14 protein-coding genes are annotated in these 14,947 nt (G+C 72.7%); 8 read left to right on the top strand and 6 right to left on the bottom strand.

Going from position 1 to position 14,947, the window contains the following annotated elements; all coding sequences use genetic code 11:
- Positions 1-146: 146 nt before the first annotated feature.
- A complete protein-coding gene (locus tag KGS77_RS10905; protein WP_242580595.1) occupies positions 147-632 on the top strand; it encodes a carboxymuconolactone decarboxylase family protein in 486 nt (161 codons plus the stop codon).
- Positions 633-887: 255 nt separating this feature from the next.
- Here KGS77_RS10905 and KGS77_RS10900 read toward each other — a convergent pair whose 3' ends face one another.
- The 5 genes from KGS77_RS10900 to KGS77_RS10880 form a co-directional block, all read right to left on the bottom strand.
- Complete coding sequence (locus KGS77_RS10900; RefSeq protein WP_242580594.1) at positions 888-3,248, bottom strand: heavy metal translocating P-type ATPase; 2,361 nt, start codon at positions 3,246-3,248, stop codon at positions 888-890.
- A gap of 292 nt (positions 3,249-3,540) precedes the next feature.
- Positions 3,541-4,632, bottom strand: coding sequence for a magnesium and cobalt transport protein CorA (locus KGS77_RS10895; RefSeq protein ID WP_242580593.1), 1,092 nt, complete (start codon positions 4,630-4,632; stop codon positions 3,541-3,543).
- 54 nt (positions 4,633-4,686) lie between these two features.
- Positions 4,687-5,067 (bottom strand): hypothetical protein, encoded by a 381-nt coding sequence (locus KGS77_RS10890; protein ID WP_242580592.1) that lies wholly within the window; start codon positions 5,065-5,067, stop codon positions 4,687-4,689.
- Positions 4,980-6,107 (bottom strand): MFS transporter, encoded by a 1,128-nt coding sequence (locus tag KGS77_RS10885; RefSeq protein WP_242580590.1) that lies wholly within the window; start codon positions 6,105-6,107, stop codon positions 4,980-4,982. The genes KGS77_RS10890 and KGS77_RS10885 overlap by 88 nt, the downstream gene beginning before the upstream one ends.
- On the bottom strand, positions 6,100-6,909 hold the full coding sequence (locus KGS77_RS10880) for a FadR/GntR family transcriptional regulator (RefSeq protein ID WP_242580588.1): 810 nt from the start codon (positions 6,907-6,909) through the stop codon (positions 6,100-6,102). The genes KGS77_RS10885 and KGS77_RS10880 overlap by 8 nt, the downstream gene beginning before the upstream one ends.
- A gap of 235 nt (positions 6,910-7,144) precedes the next feature.
- Here KGS77_RS10880 and crcB (KGS77_RS10875) point away from each other — a divergent pair, with 235 nt between their 5' ends.
- The 6 genes from crcB (KGS77_RS10875) to KGS77_RS10850 all read left to right on the top strand — a co-directional run bounded on the left by crcB (KGS77_RS10875) (position 7,145) and on the right by KGS77_RS10850 (position 12,262).
- Complete coding sequence (gene crcB / locus KGS77_RS10875) at positions 7,145-7,753, top strand: fluoride efflux transporter CrcB (protein ID WP_242580587.1); 609 nt, start codon at positions 7,145-7,147, stop codon at positions 7,751-7,753.
- Positions 7,750-8,124, top strand: coding sequence for a fluoride efflux transporter CrcB (crcB, locus tag KGS77_RS10870; protein ID WP_242580586.1), 375 nt, complete (start codon positions 7,750-7,752; stop codon positions 8,122-8,124). Before crcB (KGS77_RS10875) ends, crcB (KGS77_RS10870) begins: the two co-directional genes overlap by 4 nt.
- Before the next feature lie 206 nt (positions 8,125-8,330).
- Positions 8,331-9,068 carry a GAF and ANTAR domain-containing protein gene (locus tag KGS77_RS10865; RefSeq protein ID WP_242580585.1) on the top strand — a complete coding sequence of 246 codons (738 nt, stop codon included), beginning with the start codon at positions 8,331-8,333 and terminating at the stop codon, positions 9,066-9,068.
- 205 nt (positions 9,069-9,273) lie between these two features.
- Positions 9,274-10,275 (top strand): LysR family transcriptional regulator, encoded by a 1,002-nt coding sequence (locus tag KGS77_RS10860; protein ID WP_242580584.1) that lies wholly within the window; start codon positions 9,274-9,276, stop codon positions 10,273-10,275.
- 224 nt (positions 10,276-10,499) lie between these two features.
- Entirely contained in the window at positions 10,500-10,931 is a 432-nt protein-coding gene (locus tag KGS77_RS10855; protein WP_242580583.1) for a YciI family protein, read from the top strand.
- Positions 10,932-11,035: 104 nt separating this feature from the next.
- Complete coding sequence (locus tag KGS77_RS10850) at positions 11,036-12,262, top strand: sigma-70 family RNA polymerase sigma factor (RefSeq protein ID WP_242587412.1); 1,227 nt, start codon at positions 11,036-11,038, stop codon at positions 12,260-12,262.
- 147 nt (positions 12,263-12,409) lie between these two features.
- On the opposite strand, the gene KGS77_RS10845 is transcribed toward KGS77_RS10850, so the two are convergent.
- Positions 12,410-13,735 carry an RNA polymerase sigma factor gene (locus tag KGS77_RS10845; RefSeq protein WP_242580582.1) on the bottom strand — a complete coding sequence of 442 codons (1,326 nt, stop codon included), beginning with the start codon at positions 13,733-13,735 and terminating at the stop codon, positions 12,410-12,412.
- Between the two features lie 298 nt (positions 13,736-14,033).
- Between KGS77_RS10845 and KGS77_RS10840 the strand changes: the two genes are divergently transcribed.
- Entirely contained in the window at positions 14,034-14,921 is an 888-nt protein-coding gene (locus KGS77_RS10840; RefSeq protein WP_242587411.1) for an MBL fold metallo-hydrolase, read from the top strand.
- Positions 14,922-14,947: the final 26 nt, after the last annotated feature.

The raw sequence follows: 14,947 nt of genomic DNA, 5'->3' as shown, positions 1-14,947 counted from the left end.
GTCACGCGCACAAGACGCCGGTCCGCGCGGCTTTGTGACACCGGCGAGCGGTGGCGCACGTCACATCGCAGTCCCGTCACACGGAGCGGGTGGGCGGCATCTGGTGTTCGTTCAGTCAGTGCACCACCACAAGTGAGGACGAGGTCATGAACGCCCGATTCAACATGTTCGAGAACGAGTTCGCCACCAAGTTCGCCAAGCGGTTCGCCAACGCGGGCATGCTGATCCAGCAGTCGTCGCTGCCGTCCTCCACGCAGGAGCTGGTGTCGCTGCGCGTCAGCCAGATCAACGGCTGCGGCTGGTGCATCGACTTCCACACCAAGGAGGCCGCTGCCGCCGGTGAGACCGCGCTGCGGCTCCACCTGGTCGCCGCCTGGCGCGAGTCCACCGTGTTCACCGAGGCCGAGCAGGCCGCGCTGGCGCTCGCCGAGGAGGGCACCCGGCTCGCCGACGCCCACCTCGGCGTGTCCGACGAGACCTGGGCCCAGGTGCGCAAGCACTACGACGACGACCAGATCGCCGCGTTGGTCGCCCAGGTCGCCCTGATCAACGCGGCCAACCGGCTCGCCGTGATCGTGCACCAGCGGGGAGGTTCCTACGAGCCCGGCATGTTCGCCGCCATGTCGAGCTGATCGGCGGATGGGCGGATCGGCTGTTCGGCGGACGGACGAGCTGTTCGGCGGGCGGACTTCGGCCCGGCCCGGATCGAATGAACCCGGGCCGGGCGGGGACCGCAACGATCGCAACGTCATGAGGGCACGGGGGCACGGGGGCGCATGGCTCCGTGCCCCCATGACCCCCGGTTTTTTGAGCCCTGCCCATGACGGCGGGCCCCGACCAGGAGGAGTCGGGGCCCGTTGTCGGGAGGTGCTGTTGGATGCCGGGGATCAGGCGGGCTGGGTGGTGAGTGGGGTGAAGCGGCGCAGGCGGAGGCTGTTGCCGACGACGAAGACCGAGGAGAAGGCCATCGCGGCGCCGGCGATCATCGGGTTGAGCATGCCGGCCGCGGCGAGCGGCAGGGCGGCGACGTTGTAGCCGAAGGCCCAGAACAGGTTGGTCTTGATCGTGCCCAGGGTCTTGCGGGAGAGGCGGATGGCGTCCGCGGCGGCGCGCAGGTCACCTCGTACGAGGGTGAGGTCGCCGGCCTCTATGGCGGCGTCGGTGCCGGTGCCCATCGCCAGGCCCAGGTCGGCCTGGGCCAGTGCGGCGGCGTCGTTGACGCCGTCGCCGACCATCGCCACCGAGCGGCCCTCGGCCTGGAGGGACTTCACGACCGACACCTTGTCCTCGGGCATCACCTCGGCGATGACCTGGTCGATGCCGACCTCCGAGGCGACCGACTCGGCGACGGCCTTGTTGTCACCGGTCAACAGGACCGGGGTCAGGCCCAGCGCCCGGAACCGGCGCACGGCCTCGGCGCTGGTGGGCTTCACGGCGTCCGAGACGACCAGTACGGCCCGCGCCGCGCCGTCCCAGCCCACGGTGACGGCCGTACGGCCCTGGGACTCGGCGTCGGCCTTGGCTTGCGACAGCTCGGGCGGCAGCGGCTGGCTCCAGTCGGCGAGCAGCTTCTCGCGGCCGACCAGTACGGCGTGCCCCTCGACGACACCCTGGACGCCCAGGCCGGGGACGTTCGCGAAGTCCTCGGGGGTGGGCAGGGTGCCCGTACGCTCGGTGGCGGCGGTGGCGATGGCGCGGGCGATGGGGTGCTCGGAGGAGTGTTCCAGGGCGCCCGCCAGGCGCAGCGCCTCGTCCGTCGACACGCCCTCCGCCAGGTGGACGCCGGTGAGGGTCATCACGCCGGTGGTGACGGTGCCGGTCTTGTCCAGGACGATGGTGTCGACACCGCGGGTGGACTCCAGGACCTCGGGCCCCTTGATGAGGATGCCGAGCTGGGCGCCGCGGCCCGTACCGACCATCAGGGCGGTGGGCGTGGCCAGCCCCAGGGCGCACGGGCAGGCGATGATCAGGACGGCGACCGCCGCGGTGAAGGCGGCGACCGGGCCCTCACCGCTGGCGAGCCAGTAGCCGAGTGTGGCGACGGCGAGCGCGATGACGACCGGGACGAAGACGGCGGAGATACGGTCCGCCAGGCGCTGGGCCGCGGCCTTGCCGTTCTGCGCGTCCTCCACCAGCTTGGCCATCCGGGCGAGCTGGGTGTCCGCGCCGATCCGGGTGGCCTCGACGACGATCCTCCCGCCCGCGTTGACGGTGGCGCCGGTGACCGGGTCGCCGGGAACCACCTCGACCGGAACGGACTCGCCGGTCAGCATGGACGCGTCCACGGCGGAGGTGCCCTCCAGGACCGTGCCGTCGGTGGCGATCTTCTCCCCGGGCCGTACGACGAAGCGGTCACCGACCGCCAGCCGGCTGGTGGGCACCCGCACTTCGCGGCCGTCCCGCAGCACCGCCACGTCTTTCGCGCCCAGCTCCAGCAGCGCCCGCAGCGCGGCGCCCGCCTTCCGCTTCGAACGGGTCTCGAAGTACCGCCCGGCCAGGATGAACGTGGTGACGCCGGCCGCCGCCTCCAGGTAGATGTTCCCGCTGCCGTCGCTGCGGGCGATCGTCAGCTCGAAGGGGTGCCGCATGCCCGGCATGCCGGCGTCACCGAAGAACAGGGCCCACAGCGACCAGCCGAACGCGGCGAGGGTGCCCAGCGAGATGAGCGTGTCCATCGTGGCGGCGCCGTGCCGCAGGTTGGTCCATGCGGCCTTGTGGAACGGCCAGGCGGCGTACGCGACGACCGGCGCGGCCAGGGTCAGGGACAGCCACTGCCAGTTGGTGAACTGGAGTGCCGGGACCATCGCCATCAGGACGACGGGGACGGACAGGGCCAGGGAGACGAGCAGCCGCTGCCGGAGCGCGGCGAGGGCGTCGGGCTGCCCGGGGGTGCGTACATCCGATTCCGGACGCCCGCCTGCACTCGCGTCCGTACCCGCCCCCGTCCCCGCCTCGGCGTCCGTGCCGGTGCCGGCGGAAGCGCCCGCGCCCGTGGCCGGGTCGGGAGGGGGCGGCGGAGTGGGGACGGCGGCGGTGTAGCCGGTCTTCTCGACCGTGGCGATCAGGTCCTCGACGCCGATCCCGGCCTCCTCCTCCCATTCGACCTTCGCCTTCTCGGTGGCGTAGTTGACGGTGGCCGTCACGCCTTCCATCCGGTTGAGCTTCTTCTCGATACGGGCCGCGCAGGAGGCGCAGGTCATCCCGCCGATCTCCAGCTCCACCCGGTTGCCGTCGATCGTGGTGGTCATCGCTGCTGCTCCTTCGTGTGCTGAGGGTGTACGGGCGTGGATACGGAACGGGGACACGGACGGGGCTGAATGCGAGGCGTGGCCGGCCCGACTGCCGCTCCTGGCGTCGTCCATGTAGGGAACTGTATACCCCCCAGGGGTATCCATGCCACCCGTCGCGAGGCAGTGCGTGACCAGGGGCAGGAGAGACGAAGAGAGAAGAGAAGGCGAAAGGGTGAAGGGGAGGGGCCGAAGGGAGAGGCGAAGAAAGGGGTGAAGGGAGGCGAAGGGAGGGGCGCAGCGCGCCGGCGCGTTACAGCCAGCCGTTGCGCTTGAAGCCGCGGTGGATGAGTACGCAGATGACGGCGACCAGGAGCATCAGCAGCGGGTAGCCGTAGGTCCAGTGCTTCTCGGGCATGTGGTCGAAGTTCATGCCGTACACGCCGCACGCCATCGTCGGTACGGCCAGGATCGCGACCCAGGCGCTGATACGGCGCATGTCCTCGTTCTGGGCCACGGTGACCTGTGCGAGGTGGGCCTGGAGTATCGAGTTCAGCAGGTCGTCGAAGGCGGTGATCTGCTCGGTGACGCGGGCCAGGTGGTCGGCGACGTCCCGGAAATAGGTCTGGATGTGCGGGTCCACCAGGGCCATGGGCTGGGTGGACAGGGCCTGCAGGGGGCGGTCCAGCGGGGCCACCGCGCGCCGCAGTTCGAGGAGTTCGCGCTTGAGCTGGTAGATCCGTCCGGCGCCGGCCCGCCCGCGCCCGCCGTCGGAGAAGACCTCGCTCTCGACGTCGTCGATGTCGTCCTGGACGGCGGCGGCCACGTCCAGATAGTCGTCCACGACCAGGTCGGCGATGGCGTGCAGCACGGCCGACGGCCCCATGGCGAGCTGTTCCGGTACGGACTCCAGGTGTTCGCGCAGCGGGCCCAGGGAGCCGTGCCCGCCGTGCCGGACCGTGATCACGAAGTCGGCGCCGGTGAACACCATGATCTCGCCGGTCTCCACGACCTCGCTGGTGTCGGTGAGCCGGTCGTGTTCGACGTAGCGGACGGTCTTGAAGACGGTGAACAGCGAGCCGTCGTAGCGCTCCAGTTTCGGCCGCTGGTGGGCGTGGACGGCGTCCTCGACGGCGAGCGGGTGCAGGCCGAACAGTTCGACGACGCCGGCGAACTCCTTCTCCGACGGCTCGTGCAGCCCGATCCACACGAAGCCGCTGCCGCTCTCCCGTACGCGGCGGATCGCGTCCTGCGCCGGGTGGTCGCCCTCCTGCCGTACGCCGTCCACGTACACCGCGCAGTTGACCACCGCGGTGCCCAGCGGCGAGCGCGCCGGGTGGCTGAGGTCGACACCCCGGCTGCGCTGCTGCGGCAGCCGGACCGCCTTGCGGAGATTGCTGATCATCGACACGGCGACTCCTACGAACGGGTGCGTCGCCCAGTATGCCCAGGCAGTCGCCTAGCCGGGCGGGGCGCAGGCGGCGGTTGCCGCCACATGCCGGTCGCGGGCCGCGCCGAAGCCGAGCGCGACCTGGGGGACCAGCAGGACCAGCAAAACGGTCAGCGGGACCGTCCAGCCGCCCGAGGCGTCGTGGACGGTGCCCAGTACGGCCGGGCCGGTGGCGGCCAGGACGTAACCGAAGCACTGGGCCATGCCGGAGAGCTGGGCGGTGTGCCGGGCGTCGGGCGCGCGCTGGACGATGAACAGCAGGGCGAGGCTGATGGCGGCGCCCTGGCCGAGGCCGAGCAGCGTCATCCACAGGTACGCGCCGCCGGCCGGCGCCAGCAGCAGCCCGGCGAAGCCCAGCGCGCACAGCAGCGCGCCGAGCGCGGCCAGCACCCCGCGCGCAGCTTTCCGCCCACGGCGACCGGGGCCAGGAAGGAGCCCGTGATGCCCAGGAGGGAGGAGAAGGAGAGCATCCAGCCCGCGTCTCCCGCGCTCATCCCGGCGTCCTGGAGCAGGGTGGGCAGCCAGGCCGCCGCCGCGTAGTAGCTGAGCGACTGCAGGCCCATGTAGCCGGTGACCTGCCAGGCCAGCGGGGAGCGCCACAGGCCGCGTACGGGAGAGGCCGCCTGCCGCGCGGTGCCGGAACCGGCTGCACCGGTCCCGCCGGACGCACCGGTCTCACCCGCCGCACCGGTCTCACCGGCCTTACCGACCTCACCGGCTTCACCCGTCCTCGTACGGGAGCGGGTCTGCGGCAGCCACACCACCAGCGCCAGGACCGCCAGGGACCCCCAGCAGGCCAGCGTGGCCTGCCAGCTCAGCCCGGCCGCCTGCTGTACGGGCACGGTCACACCGGCGGCGAGCGCGGCGCCGCCGAACAGCGACATCGAGTACAGGCCGGTCATCAGCCCGGCCTTCGCCGGGAAGTCGCGCTTGATCAGGCCGGGCAGCAGGACGTTGGCGACGGCTATGCCGGCGCCGATCACGACCGTGCCGGCGAACAGCGCGGCCACCGGGTGGAGCAGGCGCAGCGCGGTACCCGCGCAGATCAGCGCCATGGTGCCCAACAGGGAGCGCTCGGTCCCCAGGCGGCGGCCCAGCCGCGGCGCGACGGGGGCCAGCAGCCCGAAGCACAGCAGAGGGAGCGCGGTGAGCAGGCTGGTGGCGGCGGCCGACATCCCGCTGTCGTCGCGGATGGTGTCGGCGAGCGGGGAGACGGCGACGAGCGCGGGCCGCAGGTTCAGCGCGAGGAGGACGACGCCGAGGCCGAGGACGAGGGCGCGACGGCCGGTGACGCCGTTCCGGGCGCCGCCTTCGGCCCGCGCTCCGGCAGGGGCCTGTCCGGCGGCGGCCAGGGTCTGTTCCCCGGCGGCCGGGGTCTCTTCCGTACCCGCCGGGGTCCGCTCCGTGGCGGCCGGGGCGTCATCACGCATGGAGTGCTCCTGAGCTTCCTGGGCCGGGGCGGGCGTCGGCGGTCGCCGCGGCACCGGCCGGCGCGGCATCCGCGGTCAGGTCGTCCGCCGGCGCGTCGCCTCCGGAAGGCGGGCACGACGCGCGCAGCGCCGCCATCCCCTCGGCGAGGTGCGCCAGCGCGATCCGCTCCGCCCCGTCGGCGTCCCGGGCCTCGATGGCGTCGACCAGGGCGCGGTGCGCGTCGCATTGATGGCGTACGGAATCGGGTACGGGAGAGCCGACGACCGCCTGGAGGGTGGTCCGCAGCGCGTCACCGAGGTGTTCGTACAGCTCGGCCAGGACGCTGTTGTGCGCCGCGGCGGCGACGGTGCGGTGGAAGGCCATGTCCGCGTCGATGAACGCGTTCACCTCGCCGCTCCTCCACGCGTGCCCGCGGTCCTCCAGCGCCGCTCGCAGCGCCCGCAGGTCCTCTTCCGTACGGCGCTGCGCGGCATAGCGGGCGGCATCGCGTTCCAGGGAGGCCCGGACCTCGTACGCCTCCAGTTGTGCCGCCCGGCGCAGTCTGCGCTGCACGGCGGCGCCGAAGCCGCTGCCGGCGCGCACGTAGGTGCCGTCCCCCTGGCGGGGTTCCAGCATCCCGGTGTGCACCAGGGCGCGTACGGCCTCGCGGACGGTGTTGCGGCCGACGCCGAGCTGTTCCACGAGCAGCGGCTCGGCGGGGATCTTCGTCCCGACCGGCCACTCGCCTTCGGCGATCAGCCGTTCCATCTGCTCGATGACCAGGTCCACAAGACTCGTACGGGTGGTGCTGTGCAGCGGCATCGGTCGCCGTCCTCCTCGGTGATTCCGCTGATTCCGCCGGTGATGGGAACATCCCATGTTTGCGGGTGTCAAATGAAATCCTCCGGGTTAGCCTGGGGGATGCGGTGGCCATTGAGGCCGCCGTACGGCGGTGGGGCCCGCCGTCCCCGAACCGCGGTGCCGTGGCCGCCAACGGTCCCTGCTTGCGAGAGCGGACGTGCCGCGTGCCCGCGCGAGTAGGAGACGTATGCCCCACATGCCCACAGGAGCTTCCGCGCCCGGCGTCGAAGAACGCGTCGGCGCGCCCGGCGACGCCGCGGTGCCCGCCCGCCGGCAGCCGCCGCCGTGGCACGGCCAGGGAGCGGTGATCGCCGCCGTCTCGGCCGGCGGCGGCATCGGCGCCGCCGCCCGCTACGCGGCCTCCCTGATCTGGCCCCAGGCCACCGACGGCTTCCCCTGGACCACCCTGGCGGTCAACGTCATCGGCTGCGCCCTCATGGGCGCCCTGATGGTGCTGGTCACCGAGCGCGGGCCGGCGCACCGGCTGGCGCGCCCTTTCCTGGGCACCGGAGTCCTCGGCGGCTTCACCACCTTCTCGACGTACGCCCTGGACGTCCGGCATCTGCTGGAGCTGCCCCGCGCGGCCCCGGGCCTGGCCTGCCTGGTGGCGACCCCGCTCGCCGCGCTGGCCGCGGTGTGGTGCGCCTCGGCCCTCACCCGGCGCCTGCTGCCGCCCGGCCGGTGGCAGGCGCAACGGGCGGAGGGGGCGCCCCGGCCCGGGGAAAGGGGACACCGGGCCGGGGAGAAGGAGCACCGGCCCGGGGAGAAGGAGCCCCGGGCCGCCGAGGGACAGGGGTGCCGGTGAACTGGCTGCTGGTGGTGGCCGGGGCCGTGGTCGGCGCGCCGCTGCGCTTCCTGACCGACCGCTTCGTGCAGTCGCGCCACCACACCGTCTTCCCCTGGGGGACCTTCACCGCCAACGTGGCCGGCTGTCTCGTCCTGGGGCTGGTCACCGGCGCGGTGACGGCCGGTGCCGCGTCCTCCCACGCCCTGCTGCTCCTGGGCACGGGCCTGTGCGGTGCGCTGACGACGTACTCCACCTTCTCCTACGAGACGCTGCGGATGGCCGAGGGCGGAGCGCGCGGCCAGGCCGTGGCCAACGTTGTGGCCAGTGTGACGGGGGGTCTGGGCGCGGTGTTCATCGGTGCCGCGCTGGCACGGGCGCTCTGGGGCTGAAAGGGCGCGGTCCGGGCTTGACACGCCGTACGGGTTTGACGCACCGCGGTCCGGGCTTGACACGCCTCCGTACGGGGTTGAGGCACTGCTGCCCCCCCTTGGCGGCACCGCACGGGCATGGTAGCCAGGCGTTGGCGACGGAAAAGAGGCTGAGTCCGGCCCCGCGAACGCGCTTGGGGACTTGGGGGCTTGAGGGGATGATCGCAATGGCCCGACACCGACAACGGGGCGAGGTCTTCACACGAGCGGCGGGCGGGCCGCTGGAGGACTTCGACCTCGCCGCCTTCCTCCAGCGGCTCTCCGTCCGCTCCATCCACATGCTGCACGTCACCTCGGCCGGTTTCCTGCTCCTGGACGCCAACGGGAAGTGCGGGACCGTCACCGCCTCCGACGATGTCACCCGGCGGCTGGAACTGTTCGTGCAGGAGAGCGCCCAGAGCCCCGGCGTGGACTGCTGTCTCTCCGGCCGGGCCATGACCGACATCGACCTGCGGGCTACGGACACCGCGGCCCGCTGGCCCCGTTTCACCGTACGGGCCAGGGGAGCCGGCTTCGTCATGGCGCACGCCGTACCGCTGCGGCGGCACGAGATCACCGTCGGTGCCCTGAGCCTCTACTCGGACCGGGCCGTCCCGCTCGGTGCCGAGGCCACCGAACTCGCCCGGGCGCTGGCCGATATGGCCGCGCTGATCGTGCTCCAGCAGCACAGCCTGGAACGGAGCCGCGCCGAACGGACCCGGCTCCGTACCGATCTCGCCTCCCGCATCGTCATCGAGCAGGCCAAGGGCATCCTCGCCGAGCGCCGGCGGATCTCGACGGACGAGGCGTTCACCGCCTTGTGCTCGTACGCGCGTAGCCGTGGGCTGCCGCTGCCGGACGTGGCCCGGCAGGTCGTCGACGGCGAGGCGGACAGCGCTCTCACGGGGGAGTGGCCCGCACCCTGACCGCGCTCCGGCGCACCGGATGCGATCCCGCGCCCCGGCCGCGGAACAGCGGTGCACAACAGATAGGGGAACGGGAAGGGAACACGGGCGCGGGGACATGCCCCGCACTGTCCCGCTTCGCGGCGGTAATTCTGGCGAGAAAAGCGAACACTTGGGCGTCCCAAGAGTCTGGTGTGACGTGTGTGATCATCGTTATGCTCCCGCCGTGGAGCTTGAGGTGAGGCACCTACGCGCGCTGTGCGCCATCGCCGAGACCGGCAGCGTGCGCAAAGCGGCGCGGCAGCTCGGCATGACCCAGCCGTCCCTGACGACCCAGCTCCGCCGCATCGAGAACGCGCTGGGCGGCCAGCTCTTCTTCCGCGAACGTACGGGCAGCCGGCCCACCCCGCTGGGCCACACGGTCCTGTGCCGGGCCCGCCCGATAGTGGCCGACATGCGGGCCCTGGTGGAGGAGGTGGCCGCCGCCTCCGTACGGGCCCAAGGCGCGCGGCTGCGCATCGGCGGCACCAGCAACCGGGCCGTCCCCGGCTGGCTGCGCCGGCTGCGGCTGCGGTTCCCCGAGACCGACACCGCCATCCGTATCGACGTCTCCGCCGGGGCGCTGCTCCGGATGGTCGTGGCGGGACAGCTCGACGTCGCCTTCGTGCACGAGGTCCACGGCGCGCCGCTGCGCGTCCCCGACGGGCTCGTCGAGAGGGAACTGATCCGCCGCGAGCCGCAGTTCATGGCCCTGCCGGTCACCCACCCGGCCGCGGCGCGAGCGGTGGTGGACCTCGCCGATCTCGCCGCCGACCAGTGGATGGTCGATCCGTCGGTGGACGGGGAGTGGGAGGGGCTGCGCCGCGTCTTCACGGCGGCCGGGCTCAACCCCCGGGTCGTGCACGGCGACTACCTCACCGCCGGTGACCTGGTCGCGGCGGGCGAGGTCGTCACTCCCTGTCAGCCCACCTCGCGCCCCCGGCACGGCATGGCCATCCGCCCGCTGCGCGGCGATCCGCTGGCGGTACGGCTGTTCATGGCCTACCGCCCGGGGGCCCTGGAGACGGCCACGGCCGACGCGCTCTTCGCCGACCTCGTCGCCGCGTACATGGAGGTGGCCTGGGCGAGCGCCGCCTACCGCCAGTGGCTCGTACGGCACGACGGGGCGCTGCCGCTGCCGCTGCCGAGCACCGGGGGCGACGCCGTGATGACGGCCGTCACGCCGTGAGATCGCAGGGCCCCTCCGCGCCCTGAGGGCCCCTCCGCGCGCGCTGTTCTGGGATCCTGGCACGGCATCACGGAACCGCGCGCGATTGGCTCACCGACCCCTGTCGAGAACGGGCTGCCCGCTCCGACGTCCCCTGCGAAGGACTCCTGCGAAGGACCGCGGAAGCTGCGGCAACCGGCCAACGGTCCCCGGAACGACAAGGGCAAGGCAAGGAGTGAGGTCCGATGAAGTACATGCTGATGGTGCTGGGCAAACAGAGCGACTACGAGGCGATGGACGGCCGCGGTGGGAGCGGTGGAAGCGGCGGGGGCGGGCCGGTGTGGACCGAGCACGACCTCAAGGCGATGTTCGACTTCATGGGGGCCGTGAACGACGACCTCGCGGAGTCGGGCGAACTCGTCGACGCCCAGGGGCTGTCCGAGCCCGCGCAGGCCCGGCTGGTCACCGCCGCCGAGGACGGTACGCCGGTGATCTCCGACGGGCCGTACGGGGAGTCCAAGGAAGTCCTGGCCGGGTACTGGGTGCTGGACTGCGAGAACATCGAACGGGCCACCGCGATCGCCGCCCGGGTACATCAGTGCCCGGTGCCGAAGGGGGTCCCGAACTACCCGGTGGTGATCCGGCCGATCCCGGAAGCGTGCGGGAACGAGATGTGAATCGCGGTACTGACGTGAGCCGTGGCACGGACACGAACCGCGATGCGGGTGCCGGCAGCACGGCCGGCGATTCCTGGGGTGGTGTCGAGGATCTGCCGCGGGGCATGGTGCCGCAGGTCCTCGGCGCGCTCGTACGGCGGTACGGGCACTTCGACGCCGCCGAGGACGCCGTACAGGAAGCGCTGCTCGCCGCGGCGGTGCAGTGGCCCGCGTCGGGCCCGCCGGACAACCCGCGGGGCTGGCTCATCAGGGTCGCCGCCCGCCGGCTGACCGACGCGCTGCGCGCCGAGGAGGCACGCCGACGGCGCGAGGAGACGGCCGCCGCGCTGACCCCGCGCGACGCGTTCCGCGCCCCCGCGCCCGGCGAGAGCCGCGCGCCGTCGCAGGACGACACCCTCACGCTGCTGTTCCTGTGCTGCCACCCCGCCCTCTCCCCGGCGTCCCAGGTAGCGCTCACCCTGCGGGCCGTCGGCGGGCTGACCACCGCCGAGATCGCCCGGGCGTATCTGGTGCCCGAGGCGACGATGGCCCAGAGGATCAGCCGCGCCAAGCAGCGCGTGAAGGCGTCCGGCGCCCGCTTCCGGCAGCCCGCGCCGGACCAGCGCCTCGCGCGCCTGGCGGCCGTACTGAAAGTGCTGTACCTGATCTTCAACGAGGGCCATACGGCGACCTCGGGCAGCAGCCTCCAGCGTGCCGAGCTGTCCCAGGAGGCCATCCGGCTCACCCGGGTGCTGCACGGGCTCCTCCCGGAGGACTGCGAGGTCACGGGCCTGCTGGCCCTGATGCTGCTCACCGACGCCCGCCGCCCGGCCCGCACCGGCGAGGACGGCTCCCTGATCCCGCTCGCCGAACAGGACCGCGCCCGCTGGGACCGGAAGTCCATCGAGGAGGGCGTCGCCCTGGTCACCGCCGCGCTGTCCTGCCGTGCGCCACGGTGCCCGCACCGGCCGCAGCCCGGCCCGTACCAGGTCCAGGCCGCCATCGCCGCCGTCCACGACGAGGCCGCCACCGCCGAGGACACCGACTGGCCCCAGATCCTGGCCCTGTACGGGGTCCTGGAACGCCTCTCGCCGGGCCCCGTGGTCCGTCTGAACCGCGCCGTGGCGGTGGCGATGGTGCACGGGCCGCGGGCCGGCCTGGAGGCGCTGGAGGCGCTGCAGGACGACGAGCGGCTGGACGCGGGCCACCGGCTGGAAGCCGTACGCGCCCACCTCCTGGACATGACGGGCGACCGCGAAGCGGCCCGCGCCGCCTACGCGCTGGCCGCCGGCCGCACGCTCAGCCTCCCCGAACGCCGCTACCTCCAGGCCCGGGCGGCACGACTGCTCTGACACCCCGAGCGGGGACGCGGCGGGCTCCACACGCCGTACGAGTGCGTCGTGCGAGGTACGCCGACGAGTGCGTGCCGTCCGCCTAGGAGTGCGTACACCGTCTGCGGGCCTGTCCGGCGGATCAGGACCGAACTACTCGCTGCGCTGTCAGTCGCCGTGGGCCCCGCCCTCGCCGTGCGCCCCGCGCCCGCACCGCTGCGCGCGCTCCGTGAGCAGTGTGCGCTCCCGCTCGTTGCGCGTGAGCGCCGCCGCGCGCAGGAACTCCCCGCGCGCCTCCTCGTACCGTTCCAGCCGCTCCAGCAGATCCCCGCGCACGCTCGGGAGCAGGTGGTAGCCGCGCAGCGACGGCTCGGCGGCCAGGGCGTCCACGAGGTCCAGCGCCGGACCCGGTCCGTACGCCATCGCCACCGCGACGGCACGGTTCAGCTCCACCACGGGCGACGGCCCGATCCGCGCCAGCGCTTCGTACAGTGCCGCGATCCGCCGCCAGTCCGTCTCCTCGGCCGTACGGGCCCGGGCGTGGCAGGCGGCGATCGCGGCCTGCACGGTGTACGGACCGGCGGTCCCGCCGCCCAGCTCCATGGCCCGGTCCAGGGCAGCCAGCCCACGGCGGATCAGCAGCGGGTCCCAGCGTGCCCGGTTCTGTTCCAGGAGCAGTACGGGTTCGCCGGACGGTCCGGTGCGGGCGGCCGAGCGGGACGCCTGGATCTCCATCAGCGCGACCAGGCCGTGCACCTCCGGCTCCTCGGGCATCAGCCCGGCCAGCACCCGTCCCAGCCGCAGCGCCTCCTCGCACAGTGCCGGCCGTATCCAGTCCTCCCCGGCCGTCGCCGAATATCCCTCGTTGAACACCAGGTAGACCACTTCCAGTACGGATGCCAGCCGCCCGGCGAGCTCCGCCGGCTCCGGCACCTCGAAGGGGACCCGCGCCCTGGCCAGGGACTTCTTGGCCCGGACGATCCTTTGGGCGACCGTCGGCCCGGCGACCAGGAACGCCCGCGCGATCTCCTCGGTGGTCAGGCCGCCCAGGAGCCGCAGCGTCAGCGCGACCCGCGCCTCGGTGGACAGCACGGGGTGACAGGTGATGAACACCAGCCGCAGCAGGTCGTCCTCGATCCCGCCGCGATCCGCGACCGCCTGGAACTCCTCCTCCGCGGATGGCTGCCGGGTCGCCGTCTCGTGGCCGAGGGCCTCGACCTTGCGGGTCAGCCGCTCCTGGCGGCGCAGTACGTCGATCGCGCGGTGCTTGGCGGTGGCCATGAGCCAGGCGCCCGGCCGGTCCGGTACGCCGGACGCGGGCCACCGCTCCAGCGCGGTGACGAGCGCGTCCTGCGCCAGTTCCTCGGCCAGCCCCACGTCCCGTACGAGGCCCGTCAACCCTGCGACCAGCCGCGGCCATTCGATCCTGAACACCGCATCGATCGCGCCGGCGGTGCCCCCGCCGGGGGAGGGCGGAGTCGTTGTCGCTGTCACGGGCACCCATCAGAACACCTGGGCGGTGCCGCGGCAACACATTCCGGCGTTCATGCAGTCACTCATGCTCTTGAACACCGAGAAGCAGCAAATGTATTCGTATGGTGCATATCGGTTACCGGAAGAGCGCCGGCTCCGCGCAATCACAAGAACCTGCCCCCCTTCCGCTTTTTCCTCCCAAAGGAAATCCTGATGCTTCCGGACCTCTCGGAAGCCCAGCTCACAAGGGAGACCTGTCATGACCGACGAGCGCGCCGAACCCGCCGGACCCGCCGAACTCACCGGCTCCTCCGTGGACATGGAATCCGCCACCGACGGCTGGTACGTGGACGACCGCTGTACGAACTGCGACGTCGCCCGGCAGTTCGCCCCCGGACTGATCGACGAGGCCGACGGCCGGTCGCGTGTCCTGCGCGCCCCGCGCGACGCGGCCGAGTCCCGGATGCTGTACGCCGCCGCGTACTCCTGCCACACCCGTTCCATCCGCCGCGCCGGCGGCCGTACCGATCCCGCCCTGGATCCGTTCCCGCTGTCCCTGGGCGAAGGCGAATCGGTCCTGCACTGCGGTCACAACTCGCCGCACACCGCGGGCGCCAACTCCTACCTCCTGCGCCGCCCCTCCGGCACCCAGATGATGATCGACACCCCGCGCTGGAGCGAGGCCCTGGCCGTCCGGTACGAGGCGCTCGGCCCGGTGACCGACGTACTGCTCACCCACCGGGACCACGCGGCGCACGGCCGCCGCTACGCCGACCGGTTCGGCGCCCGGCTGTGGATCCACGAAGGCGACCTGGACGCCGCCCCGGACGCCGACCACGTCCTGCGCGGCACCGAGCCGCGGCGGATCGCCGAAGGGGTCACCGCCCACCCGCTCCCCGGCCACACCCGCGGCAGCGTCCTCTACCTCGCCGATGACCGCTACTGCTTCAGCGGAGACAGCTTCTACTGGTCCCGCGCCCTGGCGGACCTCTGCGTGGCCGAGAGCGTGACGTGGTACTCCATCGAGGAACTGGCCGCCTCCTTGACCCGTACCGCCGGCCGGATCCGCTTCTCCTGGGTGCTCCCGGGCCACGGCGACCGCAAGTGCCTGCCCGCCGACGAAATGAGCCGCCGCCTGAGCGAGTTGGCCGCCCGCACCCGGCGCATGCGCCCACGGCCGATCGACTTCACCGCCATACGCTGGTGACGATCACTCGTCGTCCACAGCCGCAC

Origin of the sequence: Streptomyces sp. MST-110588 (assembly GCF_022695595.1) — a bacterium.
Classification (GTDB): Bacteria; Actinomycetota; Actinomycetes; order Streptomycetales; family Streptomycetaceae; genus Streptomyces.
The sequence above is the reverse complement of the archived record's forward strand: the minus strand, read 5'-3'. Positions and strand labels throughout refer to the sequence as shown.

What these genes read in the sequence shown, in the direction of transcription:
- KGS77_RS10885 (WP_242580590.1), bottom strand. Translation starts at nt 6,107, where the DNA reads ATGCGTGATGACGCCCCGGCCGCCACGGAGCGGACCCCGGCGGGTACG.
- KGS77_RS10850 (WP_242587412.1), top strand. Translation starts at nt 11,036, where the DNA reads ATGGTGCCGCAGGTCCTCGGCGCGCTCGTACGGCGGTACGGGCACTTC.
- KGS77_RS10905 (WP_242580595.1), top strand. Translation starts at nt 147, where the DNA reads ATGAACGCCCGATTCAACATGTTCGAGAACGAGTTCGCCACCAAGTTC.
- KGS77_RS10840 (WP_242587411.1), top strand. Translation starts at nt 14,034, where the DNA reads ATGGAATCCGCCACCGACGGCTGGTACGTGGACGACCGCTGTACGAAC.
- KGS77_RS10900 (WP_242580594.1), bottom strand. Translation starts at nt 3,248, where the DNA reads ATGACCACCACGATCGACGGCAACCGGGTGGAGCTGGAGATCGGCGGG.
- KGS77_RS10855 (WP_242580583.1), top strand. Translation starts at nt 10,500, where the DNA reads ATGAAGTACATGCTGATGGTGCTGGGCAAACAGAGCGACTACGAGGCG.
- KGS77_RS10895 (WP_242580593.1), bottom strand. Translation starts at nt 4,632, where the DNA reads ATGATCAGCAATCTCCGCAAGGCGGTCCGGCTGCCGCAGCAGCGCAGC.
- crcB (WP_242580587.1), top strand. Translation starts at nt 7,145, where the DNA reads ATGCCCACAGGAGCTTCCGCGCCCGGCGTCGAAGAACGCGTCGGCGCG.
- KGS77_RS10880 (WP_242580588.1), bottom strand. Translation starts at nt 6,909, where the DNA reads ATGCCGCTGCACAGCACCACCCGTACGAGTCTTGTGGACCTGGTCATC.
- KGS77_RS10865 (WP_242580585.1), top strand. Translation starts at nt 8,331, where the DNA reads ATGGCCCGACACCGACAACGGGGCGAGGTCTTCACACGAGCGGCGGGC.